This is a genomic window from Amycolatopsis sp. PS_44_ISF1 (assembly GCF_032335455.1).
Lineage (GTDB): Bacteria > Actinomycetota > Actinomycetes > Mycobacteriales > Pseudonocardiaceae > Amycolatopsis.
The window spans coordinates 56931-72488 of sequence record NZ_JANUXO010000005.1 but is presented as its reverse complement, the minus strand read 5'-3'; the positions used below and the strand labels follow the sequence as shown (position 1 = coordinate 72488).

Here is a 15558-nt window from a genome sequence, read left to right as displayed (position 1 = left end):
GGCCGTCACGGGTTCGCCCGTGGCGGCCTTCCGCGCGTCCCGCTGGTAGGAACGGGAGCATGACCGAAGAAGAGCGTTACGAACTCGGCGTCCGGACCATGGACGCCATCGGCGACGGCAGCGCCCAGCGGGTGCTCGACTCGCTCGGTGACGTCGCGCCGGACCTGGCGCGGCAGATCGTCTCCTGGGGGTTCGGCGAGGTGTACTCGCGGCCCGGGCTGGTGCCGCGGGACCGGCAGTTGCTGACCATCGGCATGCTGACCGCGCTCGGCGGCTGCGAACCGCAACTGGAGGTGCACATCGGCACCGCGCTCAACGTCGGGCTGACCCCGGCGGAGATCGTCGAAGCGCTGCTGCAGTCCGCGGGGTACTGCGGGTTCCCGAAGGCGCTGAACGCCACGTTGGTGGCCAAGAAGGTGTTCGGCGAGCGTGGACTGCTGCCGGTGGGCGGCGCGTAAACGAGCCGGGTCACCGGTTCGCGGCCGGTGGGCGGCCGCTGCCGTCGCCACGGCCTCGGTCGGGTGGGCCAACGGCCACACCCCGGCGGCGAACACGGAGCCCGCGAAGTGGCTCGCCCCCACGGCCCGGCCGCATGACGAGAACAGCTCGTGCACGGCGGCGCCGGACAGCACCGGCACCGCCGCTCCCGGGCTACCGGACCCGGTCCTCCCGGCGGGCCTGCACCCGCCGGTAACTCCAGATCAGCAGCGCGAACAGGATCAGCCCGGACAGGATCAGGCTCGATCCCGCGCTCCACCCGCCGAACGGCAGCGACTTCACCAGCCCCCACACCACCCCGGCGGCGATCAGGGCCAGCCCGGCCACCACCGAGCCCGCGATCCGCAGCGGCGAGGAGACGCTGTCCTCCGCCGCCTTCATCGCCCGCTTGCGCACCGGTTCGACGAACTTCTTCAGCGCCGGGAACTCCGAAGCCAGCACGACCAGCCCGGCCAGCACCAACAGCAGCCCGGGCCCCGGCAACACCAGCAGCACCACGCCGACCACCACCAGCACCCCACCGAGCACCGCGGCGCCCACCCGCTTCACCGGTCTGCCGACTCCCACGCGCTTTCCCCTCCCGTGTCCGATTCCGCCAGTGTGCCCGCCCCGGTGCGGCGGTGCGCGGCGAAGCCCCGGACCGCCTCCGATGTGGACGGCCCCGGCGGCGAGCCGCGACCTACCCGCCCAGGTGGACCGCCAGCCGGTCGAGCCAGTCCCCCGTGCCCTGCTCGCGCCAGGACGGGTCTTCGTGCCCGTCGAGGAAGGTGCCCTGCTCCGTGAGCACCAGCCGGGTCCCCTCACCCTCGGGGACGAGTTCGACGGTGGTCACCGAGAGGGTGGTGACGACGCCCTTGGCGCTCAGCCGGCCCGAGTAGACGATCCGCCGGTCCGGCACGATGTCGTGGTAGTCGCCGGTGAACACCAGCTCACCGGCCGAATTCACCTCCCGGCCGCCGACGCGGAAGTCCAGCGTGTGCTCGCCGCCCGCCGTCGCGAACCAGGCCGCCTTGGCCGCCGGGTCCGACCACGCGGCGAACACCTTCGCGGGCGGCGCCGGGTACTCGCGTTCGAGCGTGAAGGTGGCGTGTCTGGTCGAAGTCATGCCGTGCTCCCTGGATCGGGTCCTGCCGGATCATCGGTGAGGAAGCCGCCGAGCCGGTCGAGCCGGTGCTCCCAGTCGGTGCGTTGCGCGCCCAGCCACTCCTGGGCCGCCCGCAGCCCCGCCGGTTCGAGCCGGCAGGTGCGGACCCGGCCGTGCTTCTCCGAGCGCACCAGCCCGCAGTCCTGCAACACCTGAAGGTGCTGCATCACCGCGGACAGCGACACGGCGAACGGCCCGGCCAGCTCACTCACCGCGGCCGGCCCGCGGACCAGCCGTTCGACGAGCTCGCGCCGGGTGGAGTCGGCCAGCGCCTGGAACACCCGGTCGAGCCCCTCCACACCGTCGACCATGACCTCGACTATGCGCCGGGACACCTTGATAGTCAAGTGGACGCTTAAGTTTCATCACCGGGCGGCAGGCCGCTGGTTCCCGGAGCGGCGGGTTACTGGAATTCCGTCCTGAAAGCCTTGCACGCCAATGGAAATGCTTCGATGCTCAGCCGGGCGATAGTCCGTACCGCCCTGACCTATCCCCCCCCCGGCCCAAACACGGTTCGGCGAAGAACTCAGCGCGCGGCCTTCAGCGACTCGTGCGTCGGCGCGTCCGGGACGTGTGAAGGGCGCTTCGACTCCAACTCCTTGCGCAGCACCGGGATCACCTCTTCACCCAGCAGGTCGAGCTGCTCCAGCACGGTCTTCAGCGGCAGGCCGGCGTGGTCCATCAGGAACAGCTGGCGCTGGTAGTCGCCGAAGCTCTCCCGGAAGGTCAGCGTCTTGTCGATGACCTCCTGCGGGCTGCCGACGGTCAGCGGGGTCTGCTCGGTGAAGTCCTCCAGCGAAGGCCCGTTCCCGTAGACCGGCGCCCGGTCGAAGTACGGCCGGAACTCGTTCCACGCGTCCTGCGACCTGGGCCGGATGAAGGCCTGGCCGCCGAGGCCGACGATGGCCTGGTCGGCCTGGCCGTGGCCGTAGTGCTCGTAGCGCCGGCGGTAGTACTCGATGAGCTGCTGGTAGTGCCGGGTCGGCCAGAAGATGTGGTTGGCGAAGAAGCCGTCGCCGTAGAACGCGGCCTGCTCGGCGATCTCCGGGCTGCGGATCGAGCCGTGCCAGACGAACGGTGGCACGCCGTCGAGCGGGCGCGGGGTGGAGGTGAAGCCCTGCAGCGGTGTGCGGAACTCGCCCTCCCAGTCCACCGCCTCCTCGCGCCAGAGCCGCCGCAGCAGCGCGTAGTTCTCGATGGCCAGTGGAATGCCCTGGCGGATGTCCTGGCCGAACCAGGGGTAGACCGGGCCGGTGTTGCCGCGGCCCATCATCAGGTCCACCCGGCCGTCGGCGAGGTGCTGCAGCATCGCGAAGTCCTCGGCGATCTTCACCGGGTCGTTCGTGGTGATCAGCGTGGTCGAGGTGGAGAGCACGAGCTTTTCCGTGCGCGCCGCGATGAAGCCGAGCATGGTGGTCGGCGACGAGGGCACGAACGGCGGGTTGTGGTGCTCCCCCGTGGCGAACACGTCCAGGCCGACCTCCTCGGCCTTGAGGGCGATCCGGACCATCGCCTCGATGCGCTCGTGCTCCGACGGTGCCGTGCCCGTGGTGGGGTCGGTCGTGACGTCGCCCACCGTGAAGATTCCGAACTGCATGACCGCTCCTCGACGCTGGTGTCCCCGGGTCCGTGCTCTTAGTATCACGCTCAACCACTCGCGCGAAAGATATATTTCTCCTCGACCACCCCGGTGACCTGGGACACGCTGCGGGGCCACATCCGGACCCGAGGGCGCCGAACCTGTCGGTGGGTGCGGATATCCTGCAGTACGGTGTCAGCCCGGGAGCACAGCTCCGGTGCGCACCGCCCCTTTGTCCACCGCCAGCTTGTCTTGATCCGGGAGAGCGACCTCGTGACTGCCGAAACTCTGTACGGGGCCGACGACCTCACGCATCTCGAGGGCCTCGAAGCGGTCCGCAAGCGCCCCGGGATGTACATCGGCTCCACCGACAGCCGGGGCATCAACCACCTGTTCTCCGAGGTGGTGGACAACTCGACCGACGAGGGCGTGGCCGGCCACGCCAGCCGCGTGGTGGTCACCCTGCACGCCGACGGCAGCGTGCAGGTCGACGACGACGGGCGCGGCATCCCCACCGGCACGCACGCCAAATCCGGCCTGTCCGGCGTCGAGCTGGTGCTCACCCGGCTGCACGCCGGCGGCAAGTTCGGCGGCTCCGGCTACAAGACCTCGGGCGGCCTGCACGGCGTCGGCGCGTCGGCGGTGAACGCGCTGTCGCACCGCTTCGACGTCACGGTCAGGCAAAACGGCCAGGTGCACCAGATGTCGTTCGCGCACGGCGTGCCCGGCACCTTCGACGCACCCGGCCCGAAGGCCAAGTTCACCCGTCGCTCCGGGCTGACCCCGGCCGGCAAGATGAAGCGCGGCGAACGCAGCGGCACCTCGATCCGGTACTGGTACGACGCGCGGTACTTCGAAACCGGTTCTTCGCTCGACGTCGAGGGGGTGCGGACCAAGCTGCGCAACACCGCCTTCCTCGTCCCCGGCGTCACCTACGTGCTGCGCACGGCCATCGAGGACACGATCACCGAGGAGACCTTCCACTACCCGCACGGGCTGGTGGACATGGTCGACTTCCTCACCCCGGCCGGCGAGAAGCCGGTCTGCGGCACCTTGGTGATCAACGGCGAGGGCACGTACAAGGAGAACGCGGCCGACGCCAGCGGCGTGATGCAGTCCAATGTGGAGCGCCGGGCCGAGGTCGAGGTGGCCCTGCGCTGGGGCACCGGCTACGAGCGCACGGTCGAGTGCTTCACCAACACCATCCGCAACGTGCACGGCGGCACCCACCGGCGCGGCTTCGACCGTGCCGTGACGAGGTCGCTGCAGGAGGCGATCGGCAAAACCCGCGGGCTGCTCAAGCCCAAGGAGGACCCGCCGACGCTGGAGGACGCGCTCGAGGGCATGACCGCGGTGATCCACGTGCGCATCCCGGAGCCGCAGTTCACCTCGCAGACCAAGGACGAGCTGTCCACCGCCGGCATCACCCGGGTGATCCAGGGCGTCGTGGACAAGCACGTCAAGGCCTGGGTCGACGACCGCAGGACCAAGTCCGAGGCCAAGGTCGTCCTGCAGAAGGTGGTCGACGCCGCGCGCGTGCGGCTCACCCAGAAGCAGCAGAAGGACGCCGCCCGCCGCAAGACCGCGCTGGAGGGCGCGGCGATGCCCCCGAAACTGGTCGACTGCCGCACCACCGGAGTGGCCCGCAGCGAGCTGTTCCTGGTGGAGGGCGACAGCGCCCTCGGCTCGGCCCGGATGGCGCGGGTCTCGGAGTACCAGGCCCTGCTGCCGTTGCGCGGCAAGATCCTGAACGTGCAGAAGGCCTCACTGGGCGACACGTTGAAGAACGCCGAGATCGCCTCGATCGTGCAGGTGCTCGGCGCCGGCACCGGGCGCACGTTCGACCTGGCCACCATGCGCTACGGCCGGGTGATCCTGATGGCCGACGCGGACGTCGACGGTTCGCACATCCGGACGCTGCTGATCACCCTGTTCGCCAAGTACATGCGCCCGGTGATCGAAGACGGCCGGCTGTACGCGGCCATGCCGCCGCTGCACAAGCTGGTCACCAAGGGCCGCAGCCCGGAGACGCACTTCACCTTCACCCAGCGCGAGATGGAGACGAAGCTCGCGGAGCTGGAGAAGTCCGGCAAGCACGTCGTCACCCCGGTGCAGCGGTTCAAGGGCCTCGGCGAGATGGACGCCGACGAGCTCTGGGAGACCACGATGAACCCGGCCACCCGCGCCGTCCGGCGGATCGGCCTCGACGACGCCGAAGCCGCCGAGACCGCGCTGGAGCTGCTGATGGGCGAGAAGGTCGAGCCCCGGCGCAACTGGCTCGTCGAATCCTCCGACCGCGTCGACCGCGAAGCCATCGACGTCTGATTTTCCTTCGTTCCCAAGGAGTTGTGAGCCATGGCTCGCCGTAGCAAGACCCCGGTGACGCGGGTGGACGCGAGCGCGTTCGACCAGCCGGGAGCCCAGGTCTTCGACAACCCGTTGCAGACCGAGATCGAGGACTCCTACCTGGAGTACGCCTACTCGGTCATCCACTCCCGCGCCCTGCCCGACGCGCGCGACGGCCTCAAGCCGGTGCACCGCCGCATCATGTACTCGATGAACGAGAACGGCTACCGGCCGGCTCACGCGTACGTGAAGTCGTCCCGCGTGGTCGGCGACGTCATGGGCAAGTACCACCCGCACGGCGACGTGGCCATCTACGACGCGATGGTCCGGCTGGCCCAGGGCTTCTCGATGAACGCCCCGCTGATCGACGGGCACGGCAACTTCGGCTCCCCGGACGACGGACCGGCCGCTTCGCGTTACTGCGTGGTGGGCGACACCCGGATCCGCCTCGCCGACGGTTCCAGCCCGCGGATCGCCGAACTGGTGAACCTGCCGGCGGACACCGAGGCGGACGCCGACTTCGAGGTCCTGGACAAGGACGGCAAGGCCGTTCGGGTGGACAAGGTCTTCAACTCCGGGGCCCACCCGACGGTCCGGATCGCCACCAGTTCGGGTTTTTCGATCCGGGGCAGCGAGAACCACCCGGTGCTGTGCCTGGAAGCACCGATGGGCGTGCCGGTCTTCCAGTGGCGGCAGCTCGACGAGATCCGGCCGGGCACCGTGGTGTGCCTCGCCCGCAACGCGTGGACGCAGGTGGTGCCGACGGCGCGCGAGCACGCCCTCGGAGTCCTCGCGGGCGCCTGGGTGTCCGAAGGCCCCGTGGGCGAGGACCGCGCGAGCGAGCTGCTGCCCGAGTTCGAGGCGCAGGACCGTGCGGGTGAGCTGGACGCTTTCCGGGCCGGCCTGTCCTCGGAGTTCCACGGCCAGGCGCGGAGCGGGTTCGTGCCCGAGTGCGTGTGGAACGGCGGGTACGGGGTCAAACGGGCCTTCCTGACGACCGTCTTCGAAGACGGTCATCTGTCCTCGGCCGGCGGGGTCTCCCTCCGGTGCCCGATCGCCGGCGCCCGGCTCACGGGTGAGGTGCAGGAGCTGCTCGCCGAGTTCGGTGTGCCGGCCACCCGCCGCCGGCACACCGGGCCGGACGGATCGGTGGAGCACCGGCTCGTCGTGTCCGGGCGACACGACGTCCGGGCGTTCGCCGAGCGGGTCGGTTTGCCGGCGCCCAAGGAGGCCGAGCTGCGGAGCCTGCTCCGGCGGCCCGCACCGCGAGCGACCGGCGGTGACCGGGTGCCGTTCGTGGCCGAGTACGTGCTCGGTGCGCTGGAAAGCGGGAGCGCCCGCCTCGCCGGGGACGAGCTCGACCGGGTCGATCAGTGGGAGACCGAGCGGCAGCGGATCATCGACCGGATCGAGGACCCCGAGGTCCTGTCGACGATCCTGCCGGTGATGGACTCGGGCTACCGGTTCGAAGAGGTCACCGAGGCCGCCTCGGCCGAGCCGGCCGAGGTCTACTCGGTGCGGGTCGTCTCGGAGGACCACTCGTTCCTGGCCGGCGGCTTCGTCAACCACAACACCGAAGCCCGCATGTCCCCCGAAGCCATGCTGCTCGTCGGCGAGCTCGGCGAGGAGACCGTCGACTTCCGCGCGAACTACGACGGTTCGCTGGAGGAGCCGTCGGTGCTGCCCGCGGCCTTCCCGAACCTGCTGGTGAACGGCACCTCCGGGATCGCGGTCGGGATGGCGACCAACATGATCCCGCACAACATGGGCGAGATCATCAACGCGGCGCGGTGGCTGATCACCCACCCGAACGCCACGCTGGACAAGCTGATGGAGATCGTGCCCGGGCCCGACCTGCCGACCGGCGGGGCGCTGCTCGGGCTGGACGAGGTGCGGCGGGCGTACGAGACCGGCCGCGGGGTCGTGCGGATGCGCGCGAACGTGGAGACCGGGCCGCTGGAGGGCAGCCGCGGGCGGCAGGCCATCACGGTCAACGAGCTGCCCTACGGGGTGGGGCCGGAGAAGGTGATCGAGAAGATCACCGACGAGGTCAACAAGTCCAAGCGGCTCACCGGCATCGCCGACGTCAAGGACCTCACCGACCGCGAGAACGGCACCCGGCTGGTGATCGAGTGCAAGGTCGGGGTGAACCCGCAGGCGCTGCTGGCCGACCTGTACCGGCTGACCCCGCTGGAGCAGTCCTTCGGCATCAACAACCTGGTGCTGGTCGACGGCCAGCCGCGCACGCTCGGGCTCAAGGCCCTGCTGGAGGTCTTCCTCAAGCACCGCTACGAGGTGGTCACCCGGCGGACCCGCTACCGGCGCCGCAAGCGCGAGGAGCGGCTGCACCTGGTCGAGGGCCTGCTGACCGCGCTGCTGAACATCGACAAGGTCATCAAGCTGATCCGGGAGAGCGAAAACGCGCAGGCGGCCAAGGACGGCCTGATCTCGCGCTTCAAGCTCTCCGAGATCCAGGCGACCTACATCCTCGACACCCCGCTGCGCCGGCTGACCAAGTACGACCGGCTGGAGCTGGAGGCCGAACAGGACAAGCTGCGCGAGGAGATCGCCGAGCTGTCCACGATCCTCGACGACGAGTCGGTGCTGAAGAAGCTCGTCTCTTCGGAGCTGGCGCAGATCGCCAAGGACTTCACCACCGAGCGGCGCACCCGGCTGATCGACGGTGACCTCAAGGAGGTGCTGGCGGCCTCGAAGCCCTCGGGTCCGCTGGAGATCACCGACGACCCGTGCCAGGTGATCCTGTCGGCCACCGGGCTGGTGGCGCGGACGGCCGCCGAATCGGAAGAGGCGTCGGAGGTCCGGCGCCGCAGCGGGCGGGTGAAGCACGACGCCGTCTCGGCCGTCGTGCACACCACCGCGCGGGGCCAGGTGCTGCTGGTGACCAGCCGCGGGCGCGCGTTCAAGACGGAAGTGCTCCCGTTGCCCGTGCTGCCGGAGCAGGCCGGCACGGTGTCGGTGCGCGGCGGGATGGCGGCCAAGGAGCTGGTGCCGCTGGAGAAGGGCGAGACGGTGGTCGGCATCGCCCCGCTCGGCGAGCAGGCGGGTGATTCACCGGGCCTGGCCCTGGGCACCCGCGGCGGGGTGGTGAAGGTGTGCGCACCCGAGTGGCCGGTGCGGTCGGACGAGTTCGAGGTGATCTCGCTGAAGCCCGGGGACGAAGTGATCGGCGCGACCTGGCTGACCGACGGCGGCGAGACTCTGGCCTTCGTCTCCTCCGAGGCTTCTCTGCTGCGCTTCGCCGCTTCGCTGGTCCGGCCCCAGGGGCTCAAGAGCGGCGGGATGGCGGGGATCAACCTCCCGTCCGGCGGCAGCGCGGTGTTCTTCGGCGCGGTGCGCACCGACGACGAGGAGCACGGCGAGCCGATGGTGGTCACGGCCACCGGGCAGAGCGTCAAGGTGACCCCGTTCAGCGAGTACCCGGCCAAGGGCCGTGCCACCGCCGGGGTCCGGGCCCACCGGTTCCTCAAGGGCGAGACCGGGCTGACGGTGGCCTGGATCGGCCCGCGACCGGCCGGTTCGGCCCGCAACGGTGACGCGGTGGAACTACCGGAGGTCGACCTGCGCCGCGACGGTTCCGGTCACGCCCACCCGGGGCCGGAAGTGGTGGGGCACGTGATCGAACGGGACTGAGCCGCTTCCGGTCCGGGCCACCTCGGGCCCGACCGGCCACGGCGGCTCAGTTGCCGGGGGTTCCGGGCTGAGACGTCACCGAGCCGGGCGGTTCCCGAGCCGGGCGTCACGGGGCCGGGCGGTTCCCGGGCCCGGCGATTCCCGAGCCGGGCGGCTCGGTGCTGGTCGGAGTCTGGGCCGGGCGTCACGGGACTGAGCGGCTCGGTGCTGATCCGAGTCTGGGCCGGGTGGTTCCCGGACTGGGCGGCTCGGTGCTGATCGGTGTCCGGGCCGGGCGTGGCCAGGGGCCGGGTGCGAACCCGCCCGGCCCCGAAGGCGGCGACCCGGGGAAGCCGGTCCTGCCCGCTCGGTGCTTCCCTCCACTGTGGACCCGTCCTGAGCCTCCACCCCGACGACCGGCTCGGGGCACTCGCGGCGCAGCCCACGAAGACCTCCCGGCCTCGCCGCCGAACGCCCGGGGGCAGACCCGCTGTTCGGCCACCCGTGCGCGCGGGCCGACGACCCGCGCCCGTCCTGCTCCTTCAGCCGCTGCAACCGGCCGGAAAGGTGCGTGGATCACAGAGGCTTTACCTCAACACGAAGGCAAGGCTAGCCTCACCTCCGATCACGATCGAGGGGGCGAGCTTGAGCATCGAAGAGCTGACCCGCGCGCAGGCGGCCCGGCCGGCGCGCCAGGGCACCTTCCGGCGGTGGCTGCACCGCAAACCGGTGCGCCGGGCGCTGATCGTGACGCACCGGTGGACCTCGCTGGTCCTCGGGCTCTTCCTGGTGCTGGAGACGACTTCCGGCGCCGTGCTGCTGTTCCACCCGGAGTACTACCGGGCCACCCACGGCGATTTCTACCGGCACACCTACAGCGCTCATCCGATCGGCTTCCAGCAGGCGCGGGACATCGTCGCCGCGGCCCACCCGGAGTTCGCCCCGGCCTGGGTCAGCGCCGACGGCGGCATCCTCGCGGTCGGCGACGCGGACTACGCGCGGGTCTTCGCCGTGGATCCCGGCACCGCGCGGATCAACGGCGAGGCGCGGGTCGAGGACGGGGTGATGGGCTGGCTGGCCAACCTGCACGACTGCGGGCTGACCTGCGCGAGCGACCCGGGTTACGTCTCGTGGCTGGCCGCGCCGGTGCCGTCGATCGGGTTCGACTGGCCGCCGGGGCTGAGCTGGGGCCTGCTGGTCCTGGTGGTGCTGGGCCTGCTGATGGTGCTGCTGGCGGTCACCGGGGTGGTGGTCTGGTGGCCCGGGTTCCGGCGGTTGTCCCACGGCTTCCGCGTCCGCACCGGGAAGGGCCGGTTCGCCCGCGACTTCGACCTGCACAACGTGATCGGCATCGTGACCGTGCCGTTCGTGCTGATGTGGGGCGTCACCGGCGCCGCGTTCTACCTGCCGCCGGCCAAGGACGCCTGGCTGGCCATCACCGGCGGCGCGCCCGCCGACCCGGCCCAGTACTCGTTCACCGCGCACCCCGTCGCCCCGGGCACCCCCGAGATCGGGATCGAGCGGGCGGCCGCCGCGGCCCTGGCCGTCACGCCGGGCGAGGTGCGTTACCTGACCACGGCGCAGAACGGGTACTACAGCGTCTCGATCGCCAGCCCCGGTTACCAACCCTACGGCGCGCGGACCTTCTTCGGCGGCGACCAGACGGTGTACGTGGACAGCCACGACGCGAATCACGTGTCCGATGTGGACGCGAAATCGCAGCCGGGGGCGAACACGTTCTACGAGCGCGTCTTCGAGCCCGCCCACTTCGGCTGGCTGGTCGGCCCGTGGTGGCGGATCTTGTGGTTCGTGCTCGGCCTGGCCCCGCTGGCGCTGATGCTCACCGGGCTGTCCACCTGGTTGTTCCGCACCGGCTCGAAGCGCCGCCGCCGGCGGGCGAGGGCGGAACGGGGGGCGGCGTGATCGAATCCCTGGCCTTCACCACCACGGTGGTGTGCGTGGCCGGCGGGCTCGTGGTGCTCGGCACCGGGCTCGCCGGCCGCTACCGCCGCCGCCGGGCGCGGCCCGCGCTCGGGGTGATCGAGCTGGCCCTGCTCGTCCAGGCGGTCGCCGACGTGGCCGGGCTGCTCGGCGGCGCCCATCCCCGTGAGCCCGGCACGCACCTGGCCTACCTGGTGACCTCGCTGGTCGTCCTGCCCGCCGCGCTGGCCACCGCCCCCGACGACGGCCGGTGGGCCGCGGTGCTGATCGCCGTCGCGCTGCTGGTCCTGGCCGTGCTGGTGGTCCGGATGCAGACCACCTGGCGCCCGGCCTGACCGGCGACGTTTCACCGCACCGCTCGGCCCGTGCCCTGATCCGGCCGAATCAGCGGCCCGGCTTTCCCACCGGGCCGCCGGGATTCGGGCCCGTCCGGCGATGAGCCCAGCCAGTGGGAGCCGGTCGGCGACCACTGATCGGCCCCCGCGGCGCCACCCGGTTCAGGCCGCGCCGCGCTCGGTCGCGGGGCGGCGGCGCAGATCCGCGCGGAGCAGGGCCGGCGGCCGGTAGGTCTGGTCGAGCGTGCCGACGTCGGTGCCCGGCGGCACGATCGCGTCGATCCGGTCGAGCACCTCGTCGGTCAGCTCGACTTCGAGACCGGTCAGCAGGTCTTCGAGGTGGGCCATCGTGCGCGGGCCGATGATGGCGCTGGTCACCCCGGGGTGGGTGATGGCGAACGCCAGGGCCAGGTGGGTCAGCGGCAGCCCCGCCGCCTCGGCCACCGGGATGAGCTGCTCGACGACGTCGAGCCGGCGCTCGTCGGTCAGGTGCCGGGCCAGGCCCGCGCGGCGCAGGTCGTTGTCCTGGCCCCGGCGGACGCGGCCGGTGAGCAGCCCCTGCCCGAGCGGCCCCCACACCAGCGTGCCCATCCCGTGGCGCTGCACCAGAGGCAGCACCTCGCGCTCGATGCCCCGGTTCAGCAGCGAGTACGGCGGCTGCTCGGTGTGCAACGCCACCAGCCCGCCCCGCGCCGCCGCCCAGTGGGCCTCGACCAGATCCGAGGCGGGCAGCGCGGACGACCCGATCGCCCGGACCTTGCCGCTGCGGACCAGGTCGGACAACGCGGAAAGGGTTTCCCCGAGTTCGGTGTCGGGGTCGGGCCGGTGGATCTGGTACAGGTCGAGGTAGTCGGTCTGCAAGCGGCGCAGGGAGTCCTCGACCGCGGTGGTGATCCAGCGCCGTGACGCGCCCTGCCGGTTGGGGTCCTCCCCCATCGGACGGCCGAACTTGGTCGCGAGCACCACCCCGTCCCGGCGGCCCTTGAGCGCCTTGCCCACGATCTCCTCGGAGTCCCCGTAGGAGTCGGCGGTGTCGACGAAGTTGATCCCCGCGTCCAGCGCCCGGTGGATCACGCGGATCGAGTCCTGCGGGTCGGGGTTGCCGATCGACGTGGCGAACATCAGCGTGCCGAGGGCGTACGGGCTGACCTTGATGCCGGTCCGGCCGAGCGTGCGGTACTGCATGACGGGCTCCTGGGGTTGCGGCCGGCGCGCGGCGGATGCCGTACCCTCGACCTAAGCGGAAAGCTCTTCCGCAACCATACGGAAAGACTTTCCGGTTATGCAAGCCGAGGAGGGTTGTGACCGGCAACACGACACCAGAGCCGTCGCCCCGAAGGCGGCGCGCCGACGCCCAGCGCAACGTCGACGCCCTGCTCGAAGCCGCGAAGAAGGTGTTCGACACCTCCGGCGTGGACGCCCCCGCGAAGGAGATCACCGATCTGGCCGGTGTCGGCGTCGGCACGCTGTACCGGCACTTCCCGCAGCGCTCGGACCTGGTCGCGGCCGTGGTGCAGAGCGGGATCGACGCCTGCGCCGAGGCCGGTCCCGTCTTCGCTGCCCAGCACGAACCACTGGACGCACTCGGGCGGTGGATCCACCGGTACACCGAGTTGCTCGGCACCAAACGAGGGCTGGCCTCGGCGCTGCATTCGGGCGATCCCGCGTTCGACGCCCTGCCCGGCTACTTCATGCAGCGGCTCGAACCCACCCTCACCGCACTGCTCGAGGCCGCGGACGGCGAAATCCGGTCCGACGTCAGCGCGAAGCAGTTGCTCAACGCCATCGCCCTGTTGTGCCAGCCCATTCGCGGCGAGGAGTTCGGCCACAACCAGCACCTGGTCGCCGTCCTCGTCGACGGACTGCGGAAGCGCTGAGACCCGACTACTTGCCTCAGTGGAAAGAAGTGAGTACTTTCCCAGTAGGCAAGTAGTCAACGGGAGGTAGTCATGCCCCAGCAGGACGAGCAGCAGCAGGCCGCCGAAGCGCTGGCATCGGTCCGCGCGCACCAGGAACGGACCCGGCGGGCGGCGCGGCTGCCGTGGTGGGTCTACGCGGTGGTGTTCGTGGTGACCGCCGGCGGCTCGGCCGCCACCGACTTCATCTCGCTCAGCGGCGCGAAACTGGTGGCGGTGCTGGTCATCGTCGCGCTGGTGGCGGCGTTCGTGGCCGGCCGGTACGAGCGGTCCTCGCTGCTCGGCCGGGCGCGCGGGGTGCAGCAGCGGCAGCCGTTCGTGCCGTGGGTGTTCGGGGTGGTGCTGGCCGTCGGGGTGCTCGGCGCGTGGCTGATCGCCCGGTACGGCACCGGTTTCGCGCACCGCCTGGCCGATTCGGCCGGGCTGGGCCAGTACCCGAACACCGTGGTCGGGGTGGTCTACGGCGTCGCGTTCACCGCGCTGTTCGCGCTGGGCCAAGGTCTGGTGGCGGCCTCGCAGCGGCACGCGCGGGCATGACCGCACCGCAACTGGACCGCCTGTTGTCGGACCCGACCCGGCTGGCGCTCATGTCCGTGCTCTGCGCGGCCGAGTGGTGCGAATTCGCCTTCCTCCGCGACGAAGTGTCCCTTTCGGACTCCGCCCTGTCCAAGCAGTTGGCGACCCTGAAGAAGGCCGAGTACATCGAGCAGCGGCGGACCTACCTCGGCCGGGTGCCCAAGACCTCGGTCCAGGCCACCGGCGAGGGGCGGCAGCGGTTCCTCGAGCACGTCGAAGCGTTGCAGCAGATCGTCGCGCGGACCCCACGCCGTTCGGAAGCCACTTGAGCGACCGTGCGGGCCCGTCAGGCCACGTGGAACGACTGGGCCGCACCACCGTTGCAAGCCGACTGGACCAGTTGCACGCTGTCGGCCGCCGAGCCGCCGGGCACGGTCAGGCACTTCCCGCTGTGCCGGACCACGAAGTGGTAGTAACCGCCACCCTCGGAGACCGGCTGCCACTGCTGGTTGCCCCCGCCACCGTAGGCCCAGAGCTGTAGCCCCGCGTTGTCCGTGGTGGCCACATTGGACACATCGATCACCTGCGCCGGGTCGATCCGGCTGTTCACCCGGGCGTACCCGCCGCTGGTCGGCGCGAACTGGAACTGCTGGGCGTCCGTGGAATTGCAGGTGTACTGCTGGATCACCGTGCCGTCGGCCGAAGCCGCGGACCGCGCGTCGACGCACTTGCCGGTGGCCTTGCTCACCACCGGGTACCAGGCGGTGGGCGGGATACCGCCCGAGGGCGGGGTGCCACCGTCACCCGTGGCCCCGCCCAGCCAGCGCAGGCCGTCGAGCACGAACTCGTTCTGGTCGGCGCCGGCGAAGGTCGAGGACAACGCGGTGTCGGTCTCGTAGTTCATCTTGTTGTGGCCGAAGTTCGCGTACAGCATCTTGTAGTTCTTGTTCGTCCACACGATCGGGTAGTACCCGCTGGACCAGGTCTGGCTCGGGTCGTCGCCCACCGGGAAGGTGGACGGGTCGAGCGAGGCCAGGACCGAGATGTCCGGGTTCCGCCGCAGGTCGTTCTGCCAGGAGTACCACTCGCTGACCGAGGACTGGATGGTCGCCGGCAGGTTCACCGTGGACGGGTGCGTGCGGTTCTCGATCTTCAGGGTCTCGGCGGTCGGGCCCCAGCTGTTCGAGACGAACCGGCCGGTGCCGAGGAAGTCGTTGTGGAACCAGTTCGCGTACGCGGGGGTGGAGTCATCGTTGTAGGCCGAAACGTGGAAGCCGAAGAACCCGCCGCCCGCGTCCATGTAGCGCTGGAAACCCTGGAACTGCGCCTGCGACTGGGGCTGGTCGTCCAGGAACACCACCACCTGGTACTGCTCCGGGGTGATGCCGGTGAGCCGGTCCCAGTCGGTGGTGGAGGAGTAGCTGAAGCCGTTGGCCGCCGCCTGCCGCGGGAACCAGGTGTTGGCTTCCTTCTCGAAGCTGATGTGCGCGGCGTCGTAGGTGCCGCTGTAGAAGGCGAGCACCTTGAACGGCGTCGCCGCGGTGGCGGACGGGGCCAGGGCCGGTGAGCCGAACGCGAGGCCGAGGCAGGCGGCGAAGAACGCCAGCACCTTGACCACGAGCCCGAACGGGCGTCGTTGGACGGGCATGGGGA

The 15558-nt window shown here is 70.8% G+C and carries 14 protein-coding genes; 8 read left to right on the top strand and 6 right to left on the bottom strand.

Annotation, left to right across the window (positions count from 1 at the left end):
- Window positions 1-59: 59 nt before the first annotated feature.
- Window positions 60-458, top strand: coding sequence for a carboxymuconolactone decarboxylase family protein (locus tag NYF13_RS33930; protein WP_315662073.1), 399 nt, complete (start codon window positions 60-62; stop codon window positions 456-458).
- Between the two features lie 193 nt (window positions 459-651).
- On the opposite strand, the gene NYF13_RS33925 is transcribed toward NYF13_RS33930, so the two are convergent.
- The 4 genes from NYF13_RS33925 to NYF13_RS33910 form a co-directional block, all read right to left on the bottom strand.
- Entirely contained in the window at window positions 652-1065 is a 414-nt protein-coding gene (locus NYF13_RS33925; RefSeq protein WP_315662071.1) for a PGPGW domain-containing protein, read from the bottom strand.
- Between the two features lie 112 nt (window positions 1066-1177).
- On the bottom strand, window positions 1178-1603 hold the full coding sequence (locus NYF13_RS33920; protein ID WP_315662069.1) for an SRPBCC domain-containing protein: 426 nt from the start codon (window positions 1601-1603) through the stop codon (window positions 1178-1180).
- Window positions 1600-1953 (bottom strand): metalloregulator ArsR/SmtB family transcription factor, encoded by a 354-nt coding sequence (locus tag NYF13_RS33915; RefSeq protein WP_315662496.1) that lies wholly within the window; start codon window positions 1951-1953, stop codon window positions 1600-1602. The genes NYF13_RS33920 and NYF13_RS33915 overlap by 4 nt, the downstream gene beginning before the upstream one ends.
- A gap of 215 nt (window positions 1954-2168) precedes the next feature.
- Window positions 2169-3239, bottom strand: coding sequence for an LLM class flavin-dependent oxidoreductase (locus NYF13_RS33910; RefSeq protein WP_315662067.1), 1071 nt, complete (start codon window positions 3237-3239; stop codon window positions 2169-2171).
- Between the two features lie 255 nt (window positions 3240-3494).
- Between NYF13_RS33910 and NYF13_RS33905 the strand changes: the two genes are divergently transcribed.
- From NYF13_RS33905 to NYF13_RS33890, 4 genes are all read left to right on the top strand, one after another.
- Window positions 3495-5546, top strand: a complete 2052-nt coding sequence (locus NYF13_RS33905; RefSeq protein WP_315662065.1) for a DNA topoisomerase IV subunit B — start codon at window positions 3495-3497, stop codon at window positions 5544-5546.
- A 30-nt stretch (window positions 5547-5576) separates the two neighbouring features.
- Window positions 5577-9218, top strand: coding sequence for a DNA gyrase subunit A (locus tag NYF13_RS33900; protein WP_315662063.1), 3642 nt, complete (start codon window positions 5577-5579; stop codon window positions 9216-9218).
- A gap of 624 nt (window positions 9219-9842) precedes the next feature.
- Window positions 9843-11120 (top strand): PepSY-associated TM helix domain-containing protein, encoded by a 1278-nt coding sequence (locus tag NYF13_RS33895; RefSeq protein ID WP_315662061.1) that lies wholly within the window; start codon window positions 9843-9845, stop codon window positions 11118-11120.
- Window positions 11117-11473, top strand: a complete 357-nt coding sequence (locus tag NYF13_RS33890; RefSeq protein WP_315662060.1) for a hypothetical protein — start codon at window positions 11117-11119, stop codon at window positions 11471-11473. The genes NYF13_RS33895 and NYF13_RS33890 overlap by 4 nt, the downstream gene beginning before the upstream one ends.
- Before the next feature lie 162 nt (window positions 11474-11635).
- Here the strand turns inward: NYF13_RS33890 and NYF13_RS33885 are convergent, their stop codons facing one another.
- Complete coding sequence (locus NYF13_RS33885; protein ID WP_315662058.1) at window positions 11636-12658, bottom strand: aldo/keto reductase; 1023 nt, start codon at window positions 12656-12658, stop codon at window positions 11636-11638.
- Window positions 12659-12774: 116 nt separating this feature from the next.
- On the opposite strand from NYF13_RS33885, the gene NYF13_RS33880 reads away from it, so the two are divergent.
- The 3 genes from NYF13_RS33880 (at window position 12775) to NYF13_RS33870 (ending at window position 14234) form a co-directional block, all read left to right on the top strand.
- Entirely contained in the window at window positions 12775-13350 is a 576-nt protein-coding gene (locus NYF13_RS33880) for a TetR/AcrR family transcriptional regulator (protein ID WP_315662056.1), read from the top strand.
- 72 nt (window positions 13351-13422) lie between these two features.
- Window positions 13423-13926 carry a hypothetical protein gene (locus NYF13_RS33875; protein WP_315662055.1) on the top strand — a complete coding sequence of 168 codons (504 nt, stop codon included), beginning with the start codon at window positions 13423-13425 and terminating at the stop codon, window positions 13924-13926.
- The gene (locus tag NYF13_RS33870) at window positions 13923-14234 is read left to right on the top strand and encodes a transcriptional regulator (RefSeq protein WP_315662053.1); all 312 of its coding nucleotides are present in this window, start codon (window positions 13923-13925) and stop codon (window positions 14232-14234) included. Before NYF13_RS33875 ends, NYF13_RS33870 begins: the two co-directional genes overlap by 4 nt.
- 17 nt (window positions 14235-14251) lie before the next feature.
- On the opposite strand, the gene NYF13_RS33865 is transcribed toward NYF13_RS33870, so the two are convergent.
- A complete protein-coding gene (locus tag NYF13_RS33865; protein WP_315662051.1) occupies window positions 14252-15553 on the bottom strand; it encodes a ThuA domain-containing protein in 1302 nt (433 codons plus the stop codon).
- Between the last annotated feature and the right edge of the window lie 5 nt (window positions 15554-15558).